Origin of the sequence: Rhodoluna sp. KAS3 (genome assembly GCF_026000575.1) — a bacterium.
Classification (GTDB): domain Bacteria; phylum Actinomycetota; class Actinomycetes; order Actinomycetales; family Microbacteriaceae; genus Rhodoluna.
This window is the reverse complement of sequence record NZ_AP026910.1, coordinates 835,216-852,818: the sequence shown is the minus strand read 5'-3', so window position 1 is coordinate 852,818 and position 17,603 is coordinate 835,216. Positions and strand designations below refer to the sequence as shown.

The 17,603-nt window shown below is 54.7% G+C and carries 13 protein-coding genes; 8 read left to right on the top strand and 5 right to left on the bottom strand.

Annotated elements, in window-relative coordinates; all coding sequences use genetic code 11:
• Nucleotides 1–48 precede the first annotated feature (48 nt).
• The 3 genes from OO731_RS04220 to OO731_RS04210 are packed head-to-tail and all read left to right on the top strand — an operon-like array spanning nucleotide 49 to nucleotide 1,738.
• A complete protein-coding gene (locus OO731_RS04220; RefSeq protein ID WP_264889778.1) occupies nucleotides 49–714 on the top strand; it encodes a lytic transglycosylase domain-containing protein in 666 nt (221 codons plus the stop codon).
• Nucleotides 714–1,010, top strand: coding sequence for an ATP/GTP-binding protein (locus OO731_RS04215; RefSeq protein ID WP_138275543.1), 297 nt, complete (start codon nucleotides 714–716; stop codon nucleotides 1,008–1,010). Before OO731_RS04220 ends, OO731_RS04215 begins: the two co-directional genes overlap by 1 nt.
• Nucleotides 1,007–1,738, top strand: a complete 732-nt coding sequence (locus OO731_RS04210) for an alpha/beta fold hydrolase (RefSeq protein WP_264889777.1) — start codon at nucleotides 1,007–1,009, stop codon at nucleotides 1,736–1,738. Before OO731_RS04215 ends, OO731_RS04210 begins: the two co-directional genes overlap by 4 nt.
• Here the strand turns inward: OO731_RS04210 and OO731_RS04205 are convergent.
• Both OO731_RS04205 and OO731_RS04200 read right to left on the bottom strand, forming a co-directional pair.
• Nucleotides 1,735–2,787 carry an AI-2E family transporter gene (locus OO731_RS04205; protein ID WP_138275542.1) on the bottom strand — a complete coding sequence of 351 codons (1,053 nt, stop codon included), beginning with the start codon at nucleotides 2,785–2,787 and terminating at the stop codon, nucleotides 1,735–1,737. The two genes, OO731_RS04210 and OO731_RS04205, sit on opposite strands and share 4 nt — an antisense overlap.
• 17 nt (nucleotides 2,788–2,804) lie before the next feature.
• Nucleotides 2,805–3,911, bottom strand: coding sequence for a hypothetical protein (locus OO731_RS04200; protein WP_138275541.1), 1,107 nt, complete (start codon nucleotides 3,909–3,911; stop codon nucleotides 2,805–2,807).
• A 76-nt stretch (nucleotides 3,912–3,987) separates the two neighbouring features.
• Between OO731_RS04200 and OO731_RS04195 the strand changes: the two genes are divergently transcribed.
• Entirely contained in the window at nucleotides 3,988–5,694 is a 1,707-nt protein-coding gene (locus OO731_RS04195; RefSeq protein WP_264889776.1) for a hypothetical protein, read from the top strand.
• Nucleotides 5,695–5,708: 14 nt separating this feature from the next.
• Entirely contained in the window at nucleotides 5,709–6,626 is a 918-nt protein-coding gene (locus tag OO731_RS04190; protein ID WP_264889775.1) for a tetratricopeptide repeat protein, read from the top strand.
• Between the two features lie 31 nt (nucleotides 6,627–6,657).
• Here the strand turns inward: OO731_RS04190 and glgB are convergent, their stop codons facing one another.
• The 3 genes from glgB to glgX form a co-directional block, all read right to left on the bottom strand.
• Nucleotides 6,658–8,865: a 1,4-alpha-glucan branching protein GlgB gene (gene glgB / locus OO731_RS04185; protein WP_264889774.1), complete on the bottom strand. Its 2,208-nt coding sequence runs from the start codon at nucleotides 8,863–8,865 to the stop codon at nucleotides 6,658–6,660.
• Nucleotides 8,866–8,879: 14 nt separating this feature from the next.
• Nucleotides 8,880–10,907 (bottom strand): alpha-1,4-glucan--maltose-1-phosphate maltosyltransferase, encoded by a 2,028-nt coding sequence (locus OO731_RS04180; protein ID WP_264889773.1) that lies wholly within the window; start codon nucleotides 10,905–10,907, stop codon nucleotides 8,880–8,882.
• Between the two features lie 82 nt (nucleotides 10,908–10,989).
• Nucleotides 10,990–13,047, bottom strand: coding sequence for a glycogen debranching protein GlgX (glgX, locus tag OO731_RS04175; RefSeq protein WP_264889772.1), 2,058 nt, complete (start codon nucleotides 13,045–13,047; stop codon nucleotides 10,990–10,992).
• Nucleotides 13,048–13,152: 105 nt separating this feature from the next.
• On the opposite strand from glgX, the gene OO731_RS04170 reads away from it, so the two are divergent.
• Genes OO731_RS04170 through ligA form a run of 3 tightly spaced genes read left to right on the top strand, consistent with a single transcriptional unit; the run spans nucleotide 13,153 to nucleotide 17,594 of the window.
• Complete coding sequence (locus tag OO731_RS04170; protein ID WP_264889771.1) at nucleotides 13,153–14,325, top strand: cysteine desulfurase family protein; 1,173 nt, start codon at nucleotides 13,153–13,155, stop codon at nucleotides 14,323–14,325.
• A 38-nt stretch (nucleotides 14,326–14,363) separates the two neighbouring features.
• Nucleotides 14,364–15,473, top strand: coding sequence for a tRNA 2-thiouridine(34) synthase MnmA (gene mnmA / locus OO731_RS04165; RefSeq protein ID WP_264889770.1), 1,110 nt, complete (start codon nucleotides 14,364–14,366; stop codon nucleotides 15,471–15,473).
• Between the two features lie 9 nt (nucleotides 15,474–15,482).
• Nucleotides 15,483–17,594 (top strand): NAD-dependent DNA ligase LigA, encoded by a 2,112-nt coding sequence (ligA, locus tag OO731_RS04160; protein WP_264890667.1) that lies wholly within the window; start codon nucleotides 15,483–15,485, stop codon nucleotides 17,592–17,594.
• The last annotated feature ends 9 nt before the right edge of the window (nucleotides 17,595–17,603 follow it).

Sequence of the window (17,603 nt, the reverse complement as noted above, 5' to 3'; positions counted from 1 at the left end):
CGAAGGTAGACTGAAACATTGCGAGTAACTAGCACGCGGAGGTGAACAATGGGTAGACACGAGGCCGATAGGCCAGAACTGTCGCACCGATTGGGTACCAAGATTGATCAGGCTCTAGAAAAGACCCCGTTCAAGCGCCCTAAGTTTCCGAGGCTCAAGAAGCGCGCTTTTCAGCCGCTGTGGGGGTTCCTCTTCTCAGCAGGCTTCATCCTGGTAACCATCGTTGACCCTTATTCAGGCACCATGGCCAGTGCCAGCACGATTCAAATTTTTGACATCGATGAAGCTGCTCCTGAAGAAACTTACGGTTACGCAAGCACCCAAAAGATTTCTTTTGCCCGCGGTGGTTTCAACATCGTCACCGGCAGCGATGCAGCTGCGCTCTTCGTAGAAACGGCTGCGGTTCCTGACCCAGGTACGGCCAAGGCTTATGCTCTCGAGCTGTTGACATCGATGAACTTTGGCGCGGACCAGTACTCTTGCCTGGTCAAACTTTGGGAGCGCGAGTCAAACTGGCGTGTCAACGCGCTAAACAAATCTTCGGGCGCCTACGGTATTCCTCAGTCCCTACCGGGCACCAAGATGGCATCTGAGGGCCCTGACTGGAAAACCAACCACGAGACTCAAATACGCTGGGGTGTGAAGTACATCAAGGGTCGTTACGGTTCTCCGTGTGGAGCTCTGGCTCACTCCGACAAAATTGGTTGGTACTAGTGCCGCGTTCAAACCGGTCACGAAGGGCAAAGCCTGAGGTTCACGAAGAATTGGAATTCAGTGCATCGCGGTATGGCATTCGTAATGTCGAGGTAAAGCGCGGCGTGGAATACACCACTCAAACCAGCGTTGGTGCGAATGCTGATGACGGAAAATCATGGACCTGCCCCAACTGCAATTTGCAAATCAACAAGGGCTTGAGTCACATTGTGGCTTGGGACAGCGTCAGGGGAGTAGACACCCGGAGACACTTTCACAATGCCTGCTGGAAGCAATTTCAGGGGCCGTTGCTATGAATTTTCCGATCGAGATCCGCTCTGGTGTCGAACTGCCTTCAGTACGTGAAGAAATTACCCTCCTAACTGCAGACGGGTTGACGCTGGTCGGAGAACTGTCGCTTCCGGCTGGTCGGGCGCCAAAAGCCACCCTGGTGACTCTCCACCCGCTGCCAACCCACGGTGGCTTCATGGACAGCCACATCCTCAAGAAGGCTGCCAATCGCCTGCCAGAGTTGGCTGACATAGCTGTTTTGCGATTCAATACCCGCGGCACCTCTTCTCCTCGTGGAACCAGCGAGGGTGCGTTTGGTGAGGGCGTAACTGAGCAACACGATGTAGCGGCAGCGGTGGCCTTCGCTAAGAAGCGCGGTTTGCCAAACATTTGGCTGGTCGGCTGGTCTTTTGGCACCGAATTAGCTTTGAAGTACGGCATCTTTCACGAAGTTGTTGGCGCCATTTTGCTTTCCCCTCCGCTGCACCGAGCCACCGATGTTGAGGTTGCACGCTGGGGCGGTAGCGAGAAACGATTGGTGATTCTGGTACCTGAGTTTGACGACTTCCTGCAGCCAGCAGAGGCAGCTGAACGCTTTGCGAGCGTTGCCCACGCCGAGTTAATCGGTGTTGACGGCGCAAAGCACCTGTGGGTCGGAGAAAATGCTACCAAGCGAGTCTTAAACGAGATTGTTCGCGCAGTACAACCGGATAGTTACCCGCTGCCTGAATCCTGGCAGCCCGAGGTTCTTTAGCGCGCTTCTTGATACGGGGTGTAAACCTGGCGCAGAATCAGCATGATTGAGGCCGCCACCGGAATCGAAACCAGAGCACCAAGCACACCCATCAGTGCACCGCCGGCAAGTGCGGCAACCACAACAACAGCACCCGGTACAGAAACTGCGCGGCTCATGATTTTTGGGCTGATGATGTAGGCCTCAACCTGCATGTAGATGATGTAGTAAATACCCGAAATTAGAGCCACGGTCGGCGAGACGCTGAGTGCTACCAGCGTCACCAGAACGGCGGCGCTGATGGTTCCGACTAGCGGGACCAGACCAAGCAGGAATGCGATCATCGCAAGGACAAGTGCGAATGGAACACCGGCGATGCTCATAAAGATGAAGCTGGTCACACCGGCAATTGCTGCGATGCTGGCCTGCCCCATTACATAGCGGCCTACCGAGGTCGAGATTTGCTCTGACAAGTCAACAAAACGTTCGCGCTTGCTAGCTGCCACGAGTGAGTAAACCCAGCGCTTGAAGGTGTTCATCGATGCCATAAAGTACAGGCTCAAAATAATGATGATGATGGCCCCGAAAGCACCATTGAAAATTGAAATTCCAACCTGAACCACGCCACCGAGCATTGTCGGCCAGTTTGCTGAGTCACCCAGATAGGCTCCGGTTGAGTTTAGGGCATCGCTAATTGCCCCGCCCAGACGCTCATCAATCGCTGTGATGAAAGGCAGATCGCTGACACTGGCCAGTACTCCCGGTGCCGTCTCAATAAAATGAGCCGTCTCGGTGGCGAGCGTTGGCAAGACCAGGCTGAACAAGGCGGCTAACAGGGCAAGAATTGTGAGTGCCACGGCCAGAATTGCGTAGCGACGCTTTAGTCCCCAGCTCATCAACTTATTTACCAGTGGTTCAAAACCGAGGGCAATAAAGATCGCGGCGGCCACATAGGCGATGATGTTGGCAATGGTGGTGATGGCTCCACCGATGATCAGGGCAGTTAGAACACCGAGGCCACCCAATAGGCCAATCTGGAAGGCATTAGAAATCTTGATGTGCTGCTGCATGCCTCTAAACCTATCGCTTAGCTAAAACTTTGTGGCGGAGGGTTTAGTAGATCTTTTCCGTTGAACAAGTTGCGAAGATTCTTGAGGTAAACCTCAACCGAATCTCGTTCAGCCTGCAATCTTTCTAGGATTACCTTCGACTGAGCAATTCGGCGGTCAATCTCTGCCTGTGCCTCGGCTACTGATTTGCGAGCCTCGGCTTCGGCCGCCGCCATGATTGCGTCTGCCTTCTTGCGAGCAGCCTCAGTGTTCTGCTGGTTGATTGAGATTGCTGCGGCTTCGAGAGTTTCTGCCTCTAGGCGGGCTGCGCTGGCTCGGGCCAGTGCAAGAGCCAATTGGGCATTCGCGTCATCCAAGTACTTTTGAGTAGTTGCCACGGCCTCTTGGTGCTTACGCAGGTACTCGGCCTCTGCCTCTGCGCGGCGGGCAGTAAGCTCTAGCTCCAGGTCGATACGGGCTTGTTCAGTTACCAACGTCTGCGCGTAATCGAGGTCTAGATCGCGGGTATTCTCGCGGAAGGCAAGTAACTTTCGTTCAGCTAGGTCGCGTTCAACCTTTGACTTCAGCGTCTCAACCTCGCGCTTTGCCGCTGCGCGCATCTTCGCGGCCTCGGTAGCTACCGATCCGCGAGTCGCTCCGGCCTCGCGAATGGCCTCATCCATAACCCGAGCCGCATCATTCTTGGCCTGGTTGATGATTTCGTCGTAGTCAGCGCGGGCAGCGGCAGAGATGCGATCTGCGCGGCGCTGGGCCTCAGCAACCAAAGAGTCGTAGTAGCCCTTGGCTTCTCCGTGAAGAGCCGATACTTCGGCCTCTAGTTCTTTGCGCTGCTTTGAAATTACGTTGTTTGATTCGGCCAACAAGAACCGAGCCTGATCTTCGGCGGTGCTCAGAATTAGGGCAGCACGTGCTCCAACGCCGGTGTATGAAGGGTCGCCCGCTTCGGCAAGTTCCATCAGTGCCTGGTCCCGCTTGGTGGCGGCTTCTTTTAGTTCCTGGGCAAGCTGTGCATTTTGCGCTGAAAGCTGCATCAGGTCTCGGCGAAGGTCCTTTAGGGCGTCGTCAACCAACCCACGATCGTAGCCTCGAACGACTACCGGGAAACTGGTCTCTTCGCCTGACAAATGAAGGCTCCTAGGCACTTGGGTACAATAAAGGGAGGTTTTCGCCCTCCGCCAAGTTTACCTGATTGGATATCGCATGCGCTTTTTGATTGCAGCTGCGCTATTCGTCATTTCTGTTTTCATGTTGGTGTTCGGTCTGGCGCAGCGAACCATCTGGGCCCCGCCTGAGGCACACGTTGCCGAAGTGAGTATTGAAAACCCAAGTTCACTTGTGGTTGTCCCAAACTCAGTTCTGACTTCCTATCCCGGTACTCCTGTTATTGAGGCCATGGGTTCAGAAACGGTCTTTATTGCCACTGGGCGCCAAAGTGACATTGAAGCTTGGATAGGCACCGTTAATCACAACCAGCTTGCTGTTGGCGATGCAAAGACCGGCGTGCAGGCAGACTTTGTGATGGGTTCTGAGAACGTCGGCACTCCGGTTGGCTCAGATCTTTGGCGTGATTTCACCAACGATGAAATTGATGCCAGCTTGCCGGTGCCAACCGCTGATGAGAATGCGGTGCTCCTTGCCTCTGATGGTGTCGCTCCCGCTCCGAACCGAATCCGACTAGTTTGGTCGATTGTTCCGGATTTCACCTCGTCAAACATCTTGCTAATCGGTGGTGGCGTGGTGCTTCTGGCAGCATTCATCATGAACCTGATTGCCTACCAAACCATGCGCCGCAACCGTGGGCCTCGCCGTCGAACCCCAACTCCGCCGAAGCCTCCGCGTTACCGTGCCAAAAAAACCAAGGGAAATGCGCCGGTGAAGGGTCGCCGATCGGCACGACGCAGGGCGTTTATTGCCGTTCCAGCTACGCTATCGGTGCTTTCTTTGCTGACCGGTTGCCAACTGCTGCCGGTGGCTGAACCTAGCCCGAGCCCAAGTGCATCTGCCAGCGATGCTCCGCCTGCAGTGGTCACTGAGCCTCAACTAAAGCGAATTCTTGCGGATGTTGCCGCCGTTGCGCTATCGGGTGACGATGCCAAGGATGCAAAGCTGCTCAAGTCACGAATTGTTGGCCCGGCACTTGCTATCCGAACCACCCACTACAAGCTGCAGAAGAAGTCAGACACTGTTGCTGCAATGCCAGCGATCGTTGACTCACCGCTGTCCTTTAGTCTGCCGGCAGCAAGTACCGCTTGGCCTCGCGTGGTCATGGCCGTAACCGATGCCCCTGGTGACGAAGCCCTTCCTCAGATGCTGGTTTTGCAGCAAGATACTCCGCGAAGCAAGTACCGCCTCTGGTACAACATTCGCCTCATGCCGGGCGCCGAAATTCCAGGTGTTGCCGGTTCGGACATCGGTGCTATTCCGGTTGAGTCAGACAGTTTGTTCTTGAAGTTGGAACCGAAGGCACTGCCGGCTGCTTATGGAGATGCAATCAACAAGGGTCAAGCCAGCCTTAGCTTTAGCCTGTTTGATACAGCTGAGGACGAGTTCTTCATCCAGGTGTCTGCCAGCCAGAAAAAGCAGATTGAAACATTGACCGAAGCAAAAATCACATTCACGCATAAGCTCGGCAATCCAAATGTTCCCGCCCTGTCTACAAGCGATTCGGGGGCCTTGGTCGCGGTTTACATGACCGATACCTACAAGATCAAGCCAAAGTCGGCCGGATCCGCTGTTGCGGTTTCTGGGCAGGAGAAGTTGCTTTTGGGCGCAGATGGTTCGACCACGGGTGTAACCAGTGTGTACGGAAACATGCTGCTGTTCTATGTGCCGGCTTTGAGTGAGGCCGACAAAAAGGCTCGTTTGCTTGGTGTGACCCAGGGACTACTCAGCGTAAAGGTGTTGTAAAAATGGCCGATTCGATGTCTAGAGCAAGTTTGGCCGGGGCCGTTGACTTGTCCAGCTTGAGAAAACCTGAGGTCAATCAGGCTACCGGCGCACAGAGCCAAACTGGTGTTCAGGAACCAATCCGTGTCCCTGACCTAGTCGCCCTCGGAAACGCCAATAACCTCAAAGGTTTCGTCACGATTTCAGCGAACGTTCCGGTTGTCATCGAATTCTTTTCCGCCGGAAACCCCCAGAGTGATGCCCTAGCGGTTTCGCTCGAAAAGGCCGTTCGCTCCCTCGGTGGCCGAACCCTTTTGGTGCGCATCGACGCCCAGGCTTCGCCAGAGGTTGTTCAGGCTTTTGCTATCCAGGCCATACCAAGCGTCGTCGCCCTGATCAAGGGTCAGCCAGTTCCACTGTTCGAAGGTGATCAGCCGCTGGATCACGTAAACGCCTATCTGAACCGCCTCTTGCAGGTTGCGCAAGAAAACGGCGTTGCTGGGGCCTTGACCGTCTCAGATGAATTCAGCGGCCCAGCAGAGCCAACTCTGCCTCCAAAGCACCTAGAGGCCATCGAGGCAATTGAGGCTGGCAACTATCAGGGCGCCGTGGCTATTTATCAGGGAATTTTGTTGGATAGCCCAGCGGATGCACTGGCCGTAGCTGGCTTGGCCCAGGCCAAATTGCTGGAGCGAACCAGGGGAGTGGACTTTGACGCCGTACTTGGGTCAGCGCCACAGAACCAGGCAGAGGCACTTCTAAAGGCAGATGTGCTCGTTGCCATCGGTCACGCGGGTCAGGGGTACCAAACTGTTCTCACCCGGTTCGCTGTGGCCGACAAAGATGAGCGCGAGGTTTTAAGAAAACACCTGCTCGAGCTCTTCTCGATTTCACAGCCTGATGCACCAGAACTTGCGCAAGCTCGTCGAGCCTTGGCAGCGTTGCTCTACTAAACAGCCACCGATAGCGGCTACCGTTCCAAAATTACTTGGCCGGCTTGAACCAAACGGCACCGAGCGGTGGCACCGAAATGCTAGCCGAGTGCGGTTGACCGTGGGTTCCGTCACCAGTCGCTTCTATTTGACCAAAGTTTCCGACTCCCGAGCCACCGAACTCAGCGGCATCAGTGTTCAAAATTTCATTCCACTTGCCCGACTTTGGTAATCCGAGCTTGAAGTCATGGTGAGGGTGGCCGGCAAAGTTGATCACGACAGCTATTGGCTCGCCCTTTTCGTCATAGCGAAGGAATGAGAGCAGGTTGCCGTCTGCGTTGCCGCCGTCGATCCAAACAAAGCCCCTGTGGTCGTGGTCAAGTTGCCACATCGATGGGTTTTCTAGGTAAACGCGATTGAGCGTTGCTACCAACTGCTGCAGACCGCGGTGAATCGGCTGGTCCAAAATCCACCACTCGAGTCCGCGCTCTTGGTTCCACTCTGACTGCTGACCAAACTCTGAACCCATGAACAACAGCTGCTTGCCAGGGTGAGCCCACATGAATGCCAGGTAGGCACGAACATTGGCCAATTGCTGCCAGCGGTCGCCCGGCATCTTTGAAAGCAGCGAGCCCTTACCATGTACTACCTCGTCGTGGCTAATTGGCAGGATGAACTTCTCGTCGTAGGCATAGAGCATCGAGAAGGTCAGTTCGCCGTGGTGGTACTTGCGGTAGGCCGGGTCTTTTTCGATGTACTGGAGGGTGTCGTTCATCCAGCCCATGTTCCACTTGAATCCAAAGCCAAGTCCGCCACCGTCGGTTGGTGCGCTTACGCCACCCCAACTGGTTGATTCCTCAGCAATCATCATGATTCCAGGATTGCGGCGATACGCGGTGGCGTTTACCTCTTGCATGAACGAGATGGCATCAAGGTTTTCGCGGCCACCAAATTGGTTTGGTAGCCAGTTGTCGCTCTCGCGCGAGTAGTCAAGGTACAGCATTGAAGCAACCGCATCCACGCGGAGTCCATCGATGTGGAATTCTTCAAGCCAGTAGAGGGCGTTGGCAACCAAGAAGTTCTTAACCTCGGTGCGGCCAAAATCAAAGATGAAGGTACCCCAGTCTGGGTGCTCACCGCGTCGAGGGTCTTCAGCCTCATACAGCGCACGCCCATCAAAGCGGCCCAAGGCCCATTCATCCTTCGGAAAGTGAGCTGGAACCCAGTCAAGAATCACACCGATGTTTTCGGCGTGCAGACGGTCGATTAGGTACTTGAGGTCATCAGCAGAGCCAAATCTTGAGGTCGGGGCGTAGTAACCGGTTACCTGGTAACCCCAGGATGGTGCGTAAGGATGCTCGGCAAGCGGCATGAACTCAACATGCGTAAAGCCCATCTCTTTAACGTATGGAATCAGCTCGTCGGCAAGTCCGCGGTAATCCAGGCCAAGTCTCCACGAACCGGCGTGCAGTTCGTAAATAGACATCGGTGCTTTCAGAGCATCCCGCTTGGTACGAGCGTCGATCCACTTCTTGTCTTTCCACTTATAGGTGGACTCAGACACGATTGATGCGGTTGAAGGCGGCACTTCGGTAGCCCGGGCCAGCGGGTCAATCTTGGTAATCCAGTTGCCGTCCTGGGTCAAAATTTCGTACTTGTATTTGGTGCCAGCACCGATGCCCGGAATGAACAGTTCCCAAACGCCAGAGGCGCCCATTACGCGCATTGAGTGTGCAACACCATTCCAGTGATTGAATTCGCCAACCACACGCACGGCCTGAGCGTTTGGAGCCCAGACTGCAAAACGGGTGCCGTGGCTTTCACCCAACGATCCCTTAACGCTGTGAAGGTTCGAGCCCAGTGCTCGCCAAAGCTCTTCGTGGCGGCCTTCGCGAATCAAGTGAAGGTCAAGTTCCCCTAGAGTCGGCACGTGGCGGTAAGGGTCGTCGATGCGCCATTCAACCTCTGCGTCATCGCCCTCATAGGTGGCAACGATTCGGTAGTCAGGAACCTTCTTTGCGTCCACAAACCCCTGCCAGACCCCGTGTGAGAGGTGGACAAGGGTTACTGGGTCGGCGCCGTCCAGAATCGCAGTGACAGTTTTTGCCAATGGCTTCAGGGTTCTAATCACCCATCCGGTTTCGTGCGGGTGAATACCCAGCAACGAGTGAGGGTCGTGGTGGGCGCCATTGGCAACCCGCTCAATGAAATCGCCAGAGAGCTCAGGCAGAGTGATTTGAGTCTTTTTACGAGTAGCCATGGTTGATCTTTCTCTTAAAGCACTTTGCCGATTTTGAAAATGTGTGCAGGTTCGTGGAATGCATCGAGGCGGACGTAGTTATCGGTGGACCATTTGTAGGTCTCGCCAGTAATCAGGTCATGCACTTCGAAGGTTGCGCCCTCAGGTAGGCCAAGTTTGGCTAGATTCAAGTGCACTGTTGTTTCGCGCACAGCGTGCGGATCAACATTTGCCACCACCAAAACGGTGTCTGCTTTTCCGCTCTCGGTGTGTTCTGCCGCCAGATGCTTTGAGTAGCAGATGATTGCCGAGTCGTCTGTGTGGTGAAGCTCAAAGTTTCTCAGTTGACGCAGGGCAGGGTGGGCGGCACGAATCTGATTAAGTTTGGTGATGTATGGGGCAATGCTTCGACCGCCCTTTTCAGCAGCCTGCCAGTCACGTGGCCGGTACTCAAACTTTTCGCTATCAATGTGTTCTTCTGCGCCTGGGCGGGCCACCGACTCGCAAAGTTCGTAGCCGGCATACATTCCCCAGCTAGGTGAGGCAGTAGCTGCGATTGCAGCGCGAATCTTGTGTGCTGCCGGGCCACCAAACTGCAGGTACTCGGTCAAAATGTCAGGGGTGCTCACCCATAGGTTTGGGCGGAAGAAGTCCGAACTGGCCTTGGAAATCTCGGTCAGGTAGCTTTCTAGCTCCGCCTTGGTGTTTCGCCAGGTGTAGTAGGTGTAGGACTGCTGGAAACCGGCCTTACCAAGAGCGTGCATCATGGCAGGTCGAGTAAAAGCTTCGGCCAAAAAGACCACCTCAGGAAACTCTGCGTTGACCTCATTGATCAGCCATTCCCAGAAAGCCACCGGTTTGGTGTGTGGGTTATCAACCCGGAAAATCTTTACTCCGCGCGAAACCCACAGCTTGATAATCCGAAGTGACTCGAAGTAGATGCCTTCTGGGTCGTTATCGAAGTTGATCGGGAAAATATCCTGGTACTTCTTAGGAGGGTTTTCGGCATAGGCAATTGACCCATCCGCACGAGTTGTAAACCACTCAGGGTTGGACCTGACCCACGGGTGGTCAGGTGATGCCTGCAGCGCAAAGTCCAAGGCAATTTCAATTCCACGATCATTAGCCGCTCTAACAAATGCGGCAAAGTCCTTCTCGGTTCCTAGGTCTGGGTGAATGGCATCGTGGCCACCAGCCTCGGAACCAATTGCCCAAGGTGATCCAGGGTCCTGTGGCCCGGCTGTGAGCGTGTTGTTCGGCCCCTTTCGATATGCAACACCGATTGGGTGGATTGGCGGCATGTACAGCACGTTGAAGCCCATTTCCGCCACAGCTGGCAGACGCTTCATCGCTGTTTTGAAAGTGCCCGAGGTCCAAGTCTTGGTTTTGGCATCAAACTTGGCTCCCTCGCTGCGCGGGAAGAACTCGTACCATGCGCCAACACCTGACCGTGAGCGCTCGGATTTGATCTCGAAATCTTCGCTGAGGGTAATCAGACTGCGAATCGGTTGGTTGGCGATGGCCTTTGCGATGGCTTTGGTTTCGGCCTCGGCAAATCGCGATTGGGCAGAACGTGAGGTGTCGCCAAGTTTTTCGGCTAGTTCAACCAAGTTGCGTGCGTTTGCGGCTGTGCGGCCTTTTTCGGCTGCGGCCCGGGTCAAGAGGGCAATGCCCTCGAGCATCATCAGTTCTTCGTCAACCCCAACGGCAAGCTTGACACTGGCGTTGTGGTGCCAGGTTTCAAAATCATCTGCAAAAGCACGAATCTGAAAGGTGTAGGTGCCTTCTTCAGAAAGCAACACCGATGTGTGCCAGCGGTCTGAGCCTGGAGCGCCAGCCACCATACGGTGCACGGTTTGGGTTCCGGTCGGTGAGGTTAGTAGCACCTCTGCGGCGAGCGCGTCGTGACCCTCGCGAAAAACTGTGGCGGCAAAAGGAACTACTTCACCGGCATAGGCTTTGGCTGGCCAGCGACCATTCTCGACAGCCGGAGAGACTGACAAAATCGGTAGGCGCCCAAATGGTCGTGCGTGTCGGTAGCTGATCTGGTTAACTTTGCTCACACTCCATAACTTAGCGACAAATTATTGACGGATTGCCCGGTTTACCAAGGCTTTACATATCCGTTAGCAAGTTAGTGGTGAGTTAGGCAAAGCTGGCGCGGAAAAGCTGCATCGATGTGCCCGACAGATTCACAGTGTCGCCCGGCAGATAGGTCTGGGTTGAAGCCCGTGGAACATCGTGGGCACTATTCCAGAGCATTTCGTAACCGGTTACTCCGTCGGCGGCCGGCAAGGTAACCTCGGTGGTTTTCTCAACACCGTGGATTACCAACAGCATTGAGTTTTTCTCACCGTTTGCCGCAATGTGCAGGCTGTAGCGGCTGATGGTTCGGCATTCGGTGTTGTGCCAGTCATCGGTCGACATAATTTCACCGGCTGCGTTGTACCACTTGAGCAGGTCGTGTTCTGAGGTGGCGTCATCGAACGAGCTGTAGTTTCGAGGGCGCAGTACCGGATTTTCGCGGCGTAGCTGCGTTAGGTAGCTGAAGGTTTTTTCGAAGTCGCGTTCACTTCGGCTTGGATTCCAGTTAACCCAGGTCATGACGTTGTCTTGGCAGTATGCGTTGTTGTTGCCGTTCTGAGTTTTTAGTCGCTCGTCACCGGCGGTAATCATCGGAATTCCGTAAGAGAACAGCAGCGTTGCCATCAGGTTTCGGGCAGCCTTGTGTCGTTGAGCCACAATCTGCTCAGTAGCACCGATTCCCTCGTGCCCATGGTTGAACGAGTGGTTGCCGTTGGTTCCATCGCGGTTGCTCTCACCGTTGGACTGGTTGTGCTTGACGTCGTAGCTAACCAAGTCGCGAAGGCAAAAACCATCGTGTGCGGTTATGAAGTTTACCGCTCCAACAGTGCCGGTCGGGCTGTCAAAGATGTCTCGAGACCCGGATAGGCGGGTGGCAAGATCGCTAACGCCATTCCAGTGGCTTCCAGAATTTCTTGCCGCAGCGATGTCACCGAGCCAGAACCGTCTGACTGAATCGCGGTAGCGGTCGTTCCACTCGCTGAACCGTTCAGGGAAGTTTCCGGTTTGCCAGCCGCCAAGGCCAACATCCCAAGGCTCAACGATCATCTTGGCCTCGGCCAAAATAGGGTCCTCCACAATTGATCGGAGCAGCGGGTGGTTCGGGTCGTAGTGGTTGTTCTCGTCGCGAGCAAGAGTGGTGGCCAGGTCAAACCGGTAGCCGTCTACCTGCAGCTCTGTAGTCCAGTAGCGCAGGCTTTCGAGCACCATGTGAACCACATGAGGGTTGCTGAAATCCAGTGAGTTACCGCAACCAGTGGTGTCGTGGTACCAACCTTTTTCGTCTTGACGGTAGTAGTTGGAATTGTCCAATCCACGATATGAGTGGGTCAGGCCGCCGCCGCCACCTTCGGCAGTGTGGTTGTAGACCACGTCCAGCAGTACTTCAATGCCATTGCGGTGCAATTCACGGATGGCGGTCTTGAGCTCAACCAAGATTGCCTCAGGGCCAGCCTTAATAGCCGCAGCGGTGGCGTATCGGTGATGTGGGGTAAAGAAATTGATTGAGTTGTAGCCCCAGTAGTTAATGAGGCCCATGTTCATCAGGCGCGGTTCAGAGATGAACATCTGAATCGGCAATAGCTCAACGGCGTTTACCCCGATGTTCTTTAGATGCTCAATCGTGCTGGGGTGGCCAAGTGCCGCATAGGTGCCGCGAAGTTCATCAGGCAGTGCGCTATTGCCACGAGTGAGGCCACGGGCATGTGCCTCATAGATAACTAATTCGTCTAGCGGAATGTTTGGCTTGGCAACGCCCTGCCAATCGAAGTCCCCGTCGACCACAACACAGTGAAACTCTCTCGCGCTCTCGCGAATAACACCCTTGGCGTATGGGTCAATCAGCAGCAGGCTGCTGTTGAAGCGGTGGCGTGGACCCTCTGGGCCCGTTGCTCGAAGGCCGTACTTGGTACCAGGGACCAAGTGGCTGCTAGAAGCCGACCAAATTCCGTGGGCACCGCGAACCAAGTCGATGGTTTCGATTGTTTCGCGAGGATTCTCAGGATTCAGAATGCAGACTTCAATTGTGGTCGCCGAATCTGAGTACACGCGAATAGTGCCGATGCCGTCAGAGACGGTAACGCCCATCTGGCCTGGTTCAGGCATTTGAAAATCAGACATTTGCACCATTTATGTTCGTAGGGTCAAACAAAGCAACTCGCTAATCCTAACCAGCAAACGGTTTCAGTCTTATTAACCAGTACGGCCAAAGATTAGTCTTGACCTATGGCCGTATACCTAGATCACGCAGCAACTTCTCCGTTGTTGCCCGAGGTAAAGCGCGCCTACCTCGAGAATCTTGACCTCATCGGCAACCCCTCATCAGTGCACAGCCTCGGACAATCTGCACGGCGGGTGGTCGAAGAGGCACGCGAAGCAATTGCTGCTGCCGTAGGAGCCCACCGGAGTGAGGTAATTTTTACCTCTGGCGGTACAGAGGCTGACAACCTGGCAGTGAAGGGATTGTTCTGGCATCGTTCTGGGCAAGACGCTAAGCGGACCGTAATCGTTTCAGCGGCCACCGAGCACCACGCTGTAATCGAACCACTTGAGTGGCTTGAGAAAGAGCAGGGAGCCGAAGTTCTCTGGTGTCCGGTAAGCCAACGGGGTGAGCTTGACCTCGAATGGCTCAGAAATGTGCTGGCCGAACGCTCGTCTGAAATCGCTTTCATTTCACTCATGTGGGCCAACAACGAAATTGGTGTAATTGCACCAATTAGAGAAATCACCGCTCTGGCTGCAGCTCACCAAGTTCCGGTCCACTCCGATGCAGTGGCAGCCTTTGGTCATACGCCGGTCAACTTCGGCCAATCAGGGCTGGCGGCTATGTCGATCTCTGGCCACAAGCTTGGTGCGCCGGTAGGCATCGGCGCCTTGATTGTCTCGAGAAAGACCAATTTGACCGAGGTGATTCATGGCGGCGGTCAGGAGCGAGGGGTTCGTTCGGGCACGCTGTCGGCTGCACTTGCCGTTGCGCTCGCCGAAGCCTGTCGACTGGCGGTTACTGACCTTGACGCCAAACTTGAGCAGATGAGCGGCTTGATTGTTTATTTGCGCGAGCAGGTAGGCACATTGGTTCCTGAGGCGATCTTCACGCGAGGAGATGCCCCAGCTATTTCTGGAAATGCTCACTTCATGTTTCCAGGTTGCGCCGGAGACTCCTTGCTGTTCTTGCTGGACACATCCAACATCGCAGTGTCTACTGGTTCAGCCTGCAGAGCAGGAGTCGCTGACCCATCGCACGTAGTGATTGCAACCGGTAGGTCTGAGGTTGAGGCTCGAAGTTGCCTAAGGCTTTCAATCAGTCCACAAACATCTCGCGCTGAAATTGATCAGTTTTTAGCTGCGTTGCCGGCAGCCTACGCCTCCGCCAGAAAGGCTGGGGTTTCAGGTCGGTAACTCAATAGCCTGACGGTGCTGGAAAGTAGACTTGTGGCATGAAGGTTTTAGCTGCGATGTCTGGCGGGGTTGACTCAGCCGTTGCTGCTGCGAGGGCCGTTGAAGCCGGCCATGAAGTTGTGGGAGTGCACCTAGCACTCTCGCGCATGCCTGGCACGCTCAGAACCGGTTCCCGTGGTTGCTGCACCATTGAAGACTCGATGGATGCCCAGCGTGCGGCCAATATCCTCGGAATTCCCTACTATGTGTGGGACTTCTCCGAGCGGTTCAAGGCTGATGTTGTCGACGATTTCATTGCCGAATACCAAGCCGGGCGCACTCCGAATCCGTGTATGCGCTGTAACGAGCGAATCAAATTTGCTGCCCTACTTGAAAAGGCTTTGGCTCTGGGCTTCGATGCTGTTTGCACCGGGCACTATGCCAGCCTGCTGACAGACGAGGCAGGCAATCTTGAGTTGCACCGTTCGGCAGCCCTGGCCAAGGATCAGTCTTATGTTTTGGGCGTGCTTACCGCTGAGCAACTCAAGCATTCAATGTTTCCCCTTGGTGCCACCGCCTCAAAAGATCTAATTCGTGCTGAGGCAATGGAACGCGGTTTGGCGGTAGCTAATAAGCCGGATAGCTATGACATCTGCTTTATTCCAGAGGGTGACACCCAGGATTGGCTAGCCGACAAGGTTGGCAAAGAGACCGGACCAATCATTGACCGTGAAGGCAATGTTCTGGGTTCTCACGAGGGCGCACACGGTTTTACAGTTGGGCAGCGTAAGGGTCTTTCAATCGGTCGGCCGGCTGCTGACGGTAAACCTCGCTATGTGCTTGAAATTCGACCAAAGACCAACACTGTGGTGGTCGGCTCTCAGGCAGCTTTGGCTATTGCTGAGATGGTCGGTGAAAAGTTCACCTGGTGCGGACAGGCTCCGGCAAATACGTCTGACTGGACGCAAATTCATGTGCAGGTACGTGCGCACGGCGATGCAATTGCAGCTGAATTCAAGGTCACAGATTCCGCCATGGTAATTCGAGTCAGCGAACCACTGCTTGGTGTTGCGCCAGGGCAGACCGCCGTTCTGTACCTCGGTACCAGGGTGTTAGGTCAGATGACAATTGATCAAACCGTATCGGCAGTTCCAGTCGGTGCTGAGTAACCTGTGGATCTGTTGAAGGCGGCGGCAGCTAAACGCATCGAAGAACTAGTTGACCAACTCAATCATCACCGTGCTGCGTATTACGAGGGCAACACCGTTCTGATTAGCGATGCAGAGTACGACGCGCTCTTGCACGAGCTTGAAGCTCTGGAGTCCGAAAATCCAGAACTTATTTCGGGCGACAGTCCAACACAAACCGTGGGTGGTTCTGCCAATCAGGCATTTGCACCGGTCGAGCACCTGGACCGGATGATGAGCCTCGACAATGTATTTTCGTTCGAAGAGTTTCGCTCTTGGGCCGAACGAGGTGGCGATGGCCCGTATCTGTGTGAATTAAAAATTGATGGCCTGGCAATCAACCTTCGGTATGTCGATGGCCGTTTGGTTTCGGCCGCCACACGAGGCGACGGCGTGGTCGGCGAGGACGTAACTGCAAACGTATTGACTATCCAGTCGATCCCGCGCAAACTTTCTGGTTCTGGCCATCCGCCGGTCGTCGAAGTTCGCGGTGAGATCTATTTTGGCCTCGAAGATTTTGCCAAGTTGAATGAGGGATTAGTTGCTGAGGGTAAGGCTCCGTTTGCAAACCCTAGAAACTCGGCCAGTGGCTCGCTCAGGCAAAAAGACGCCGGCGTCACAGCCACCCGCCCGCTCAAAATGCTGGTTCACGGCATTGGTGCTTGGCCTGATGCTCCGGTCAAAAATCAGTCGGACCTTTACGAACTCCTTAAATCTTGGGGTCTACCGACTTCAGAGCGCTTCCGGGTTGTGAATTCTGTCGATGAGGTTTTGAAATACATCGATGAATTTGAGAAAAAACGCCACTCGCTAGAGCACGAAATTGACGGCGTGGTGGTCAAACTTGATGACCTTGCTGTCCAACGAGATCTGGGATTCACGTCCCGCGCACCTCGTTGGGCTATTGCCTATAAGTACGCCCCCGAACAGGTGAACACCAAACTTCTCGACATTCGAGTGTCGGTTGGCCGCACCGGCCGGGCTACCCCTTACGCGGTTGTCGAGCCGGTTAAGGTCGCTGGGTCTGTGGTTGAGTTCGCGACCCTTCACAACCAGGATGTCGTCAAGGCCAAGGGTGTTTTGATTGGTGACACAGTTGTTCTTCGCAAGGCCGGCGATGTAATTCCTGAAATTCTTGGGCCGGTGGTTGAGCTGCGGACCGGTGCGGAACGCGCCTTTGTCATGCCGACCGTGTGCCCAGATTGTGGTTCGCCGCTAGCGCCATCTTCTGAGGGAGATGTTGACCTGCGTTGCCAAAACTCTCGCAGTTGCCCAGCCCAGTTGCGTGAACGGGTAGCTTATTTAGGCTCAAGGGGAGTCCTCGATATTGAGGCTTTGGGTTACGTGGCCGCCTGTGCACTTACCCAGCCGGTCGAACCTGCTTCATCAGCGCTTAGGTCCGAGGCTGATTTGTTCGACCTAACTCTCGATCAGTTGCTGCCTATCCGGGCTCTGGTTCTAGATCCAGACTCTGGATTACCAAAACTTGATGCCAACGGCGATCCAAAAATCGTCGATTTTTTTAGAAAGAAAGACGGTTCGCCGGCTGAAGTTGCCTTAAAACTGATTCGAAACCTTGAAGAGGCCAAGACCAAGCCGCTCTGGCGAATTTTGGTTGCTCTGTCGATTAGGCATGTTGGTCCGGTAGCAGCCAGGTCGTTGGCGAGTTTCTTCGGTTCGCTGGATCGAATTTTCACTGCTTCCGAAGACGAACTTTCGCGTGTCGATGGCGTTGGGCCAACGCTTGCCGCGTCAATCAAAGAGTGGATCTCAATCGATTGGCACCGCGAGATCATCGAAAAGTGGCGTGTAGCTGGCGTGCAACTTGAAATTCCAGGCCACGCAGGCCCGGGCGAGGCCGCTGTTTCGGGCGGGATTTTTGAAGGTATGAGCATCGTTGCCACTGGTTCGCTCAAGAATTTCACTCGTGAGCAGATTGAGGAAGCCATCATTTCCAACGGAGGCAAGGCGGCGTCATCGGTGTCAAAAAAGACCGCTTTTGTGGTGGCTGGTGAAAATGCCGGATCCAAACTTTCAAAGGCAGAGGAACTTGGCGTTGAGGTAATTACTGAGGATGAGTTCATCCTCAGACTCAAGGGCTAGACAGCCGTG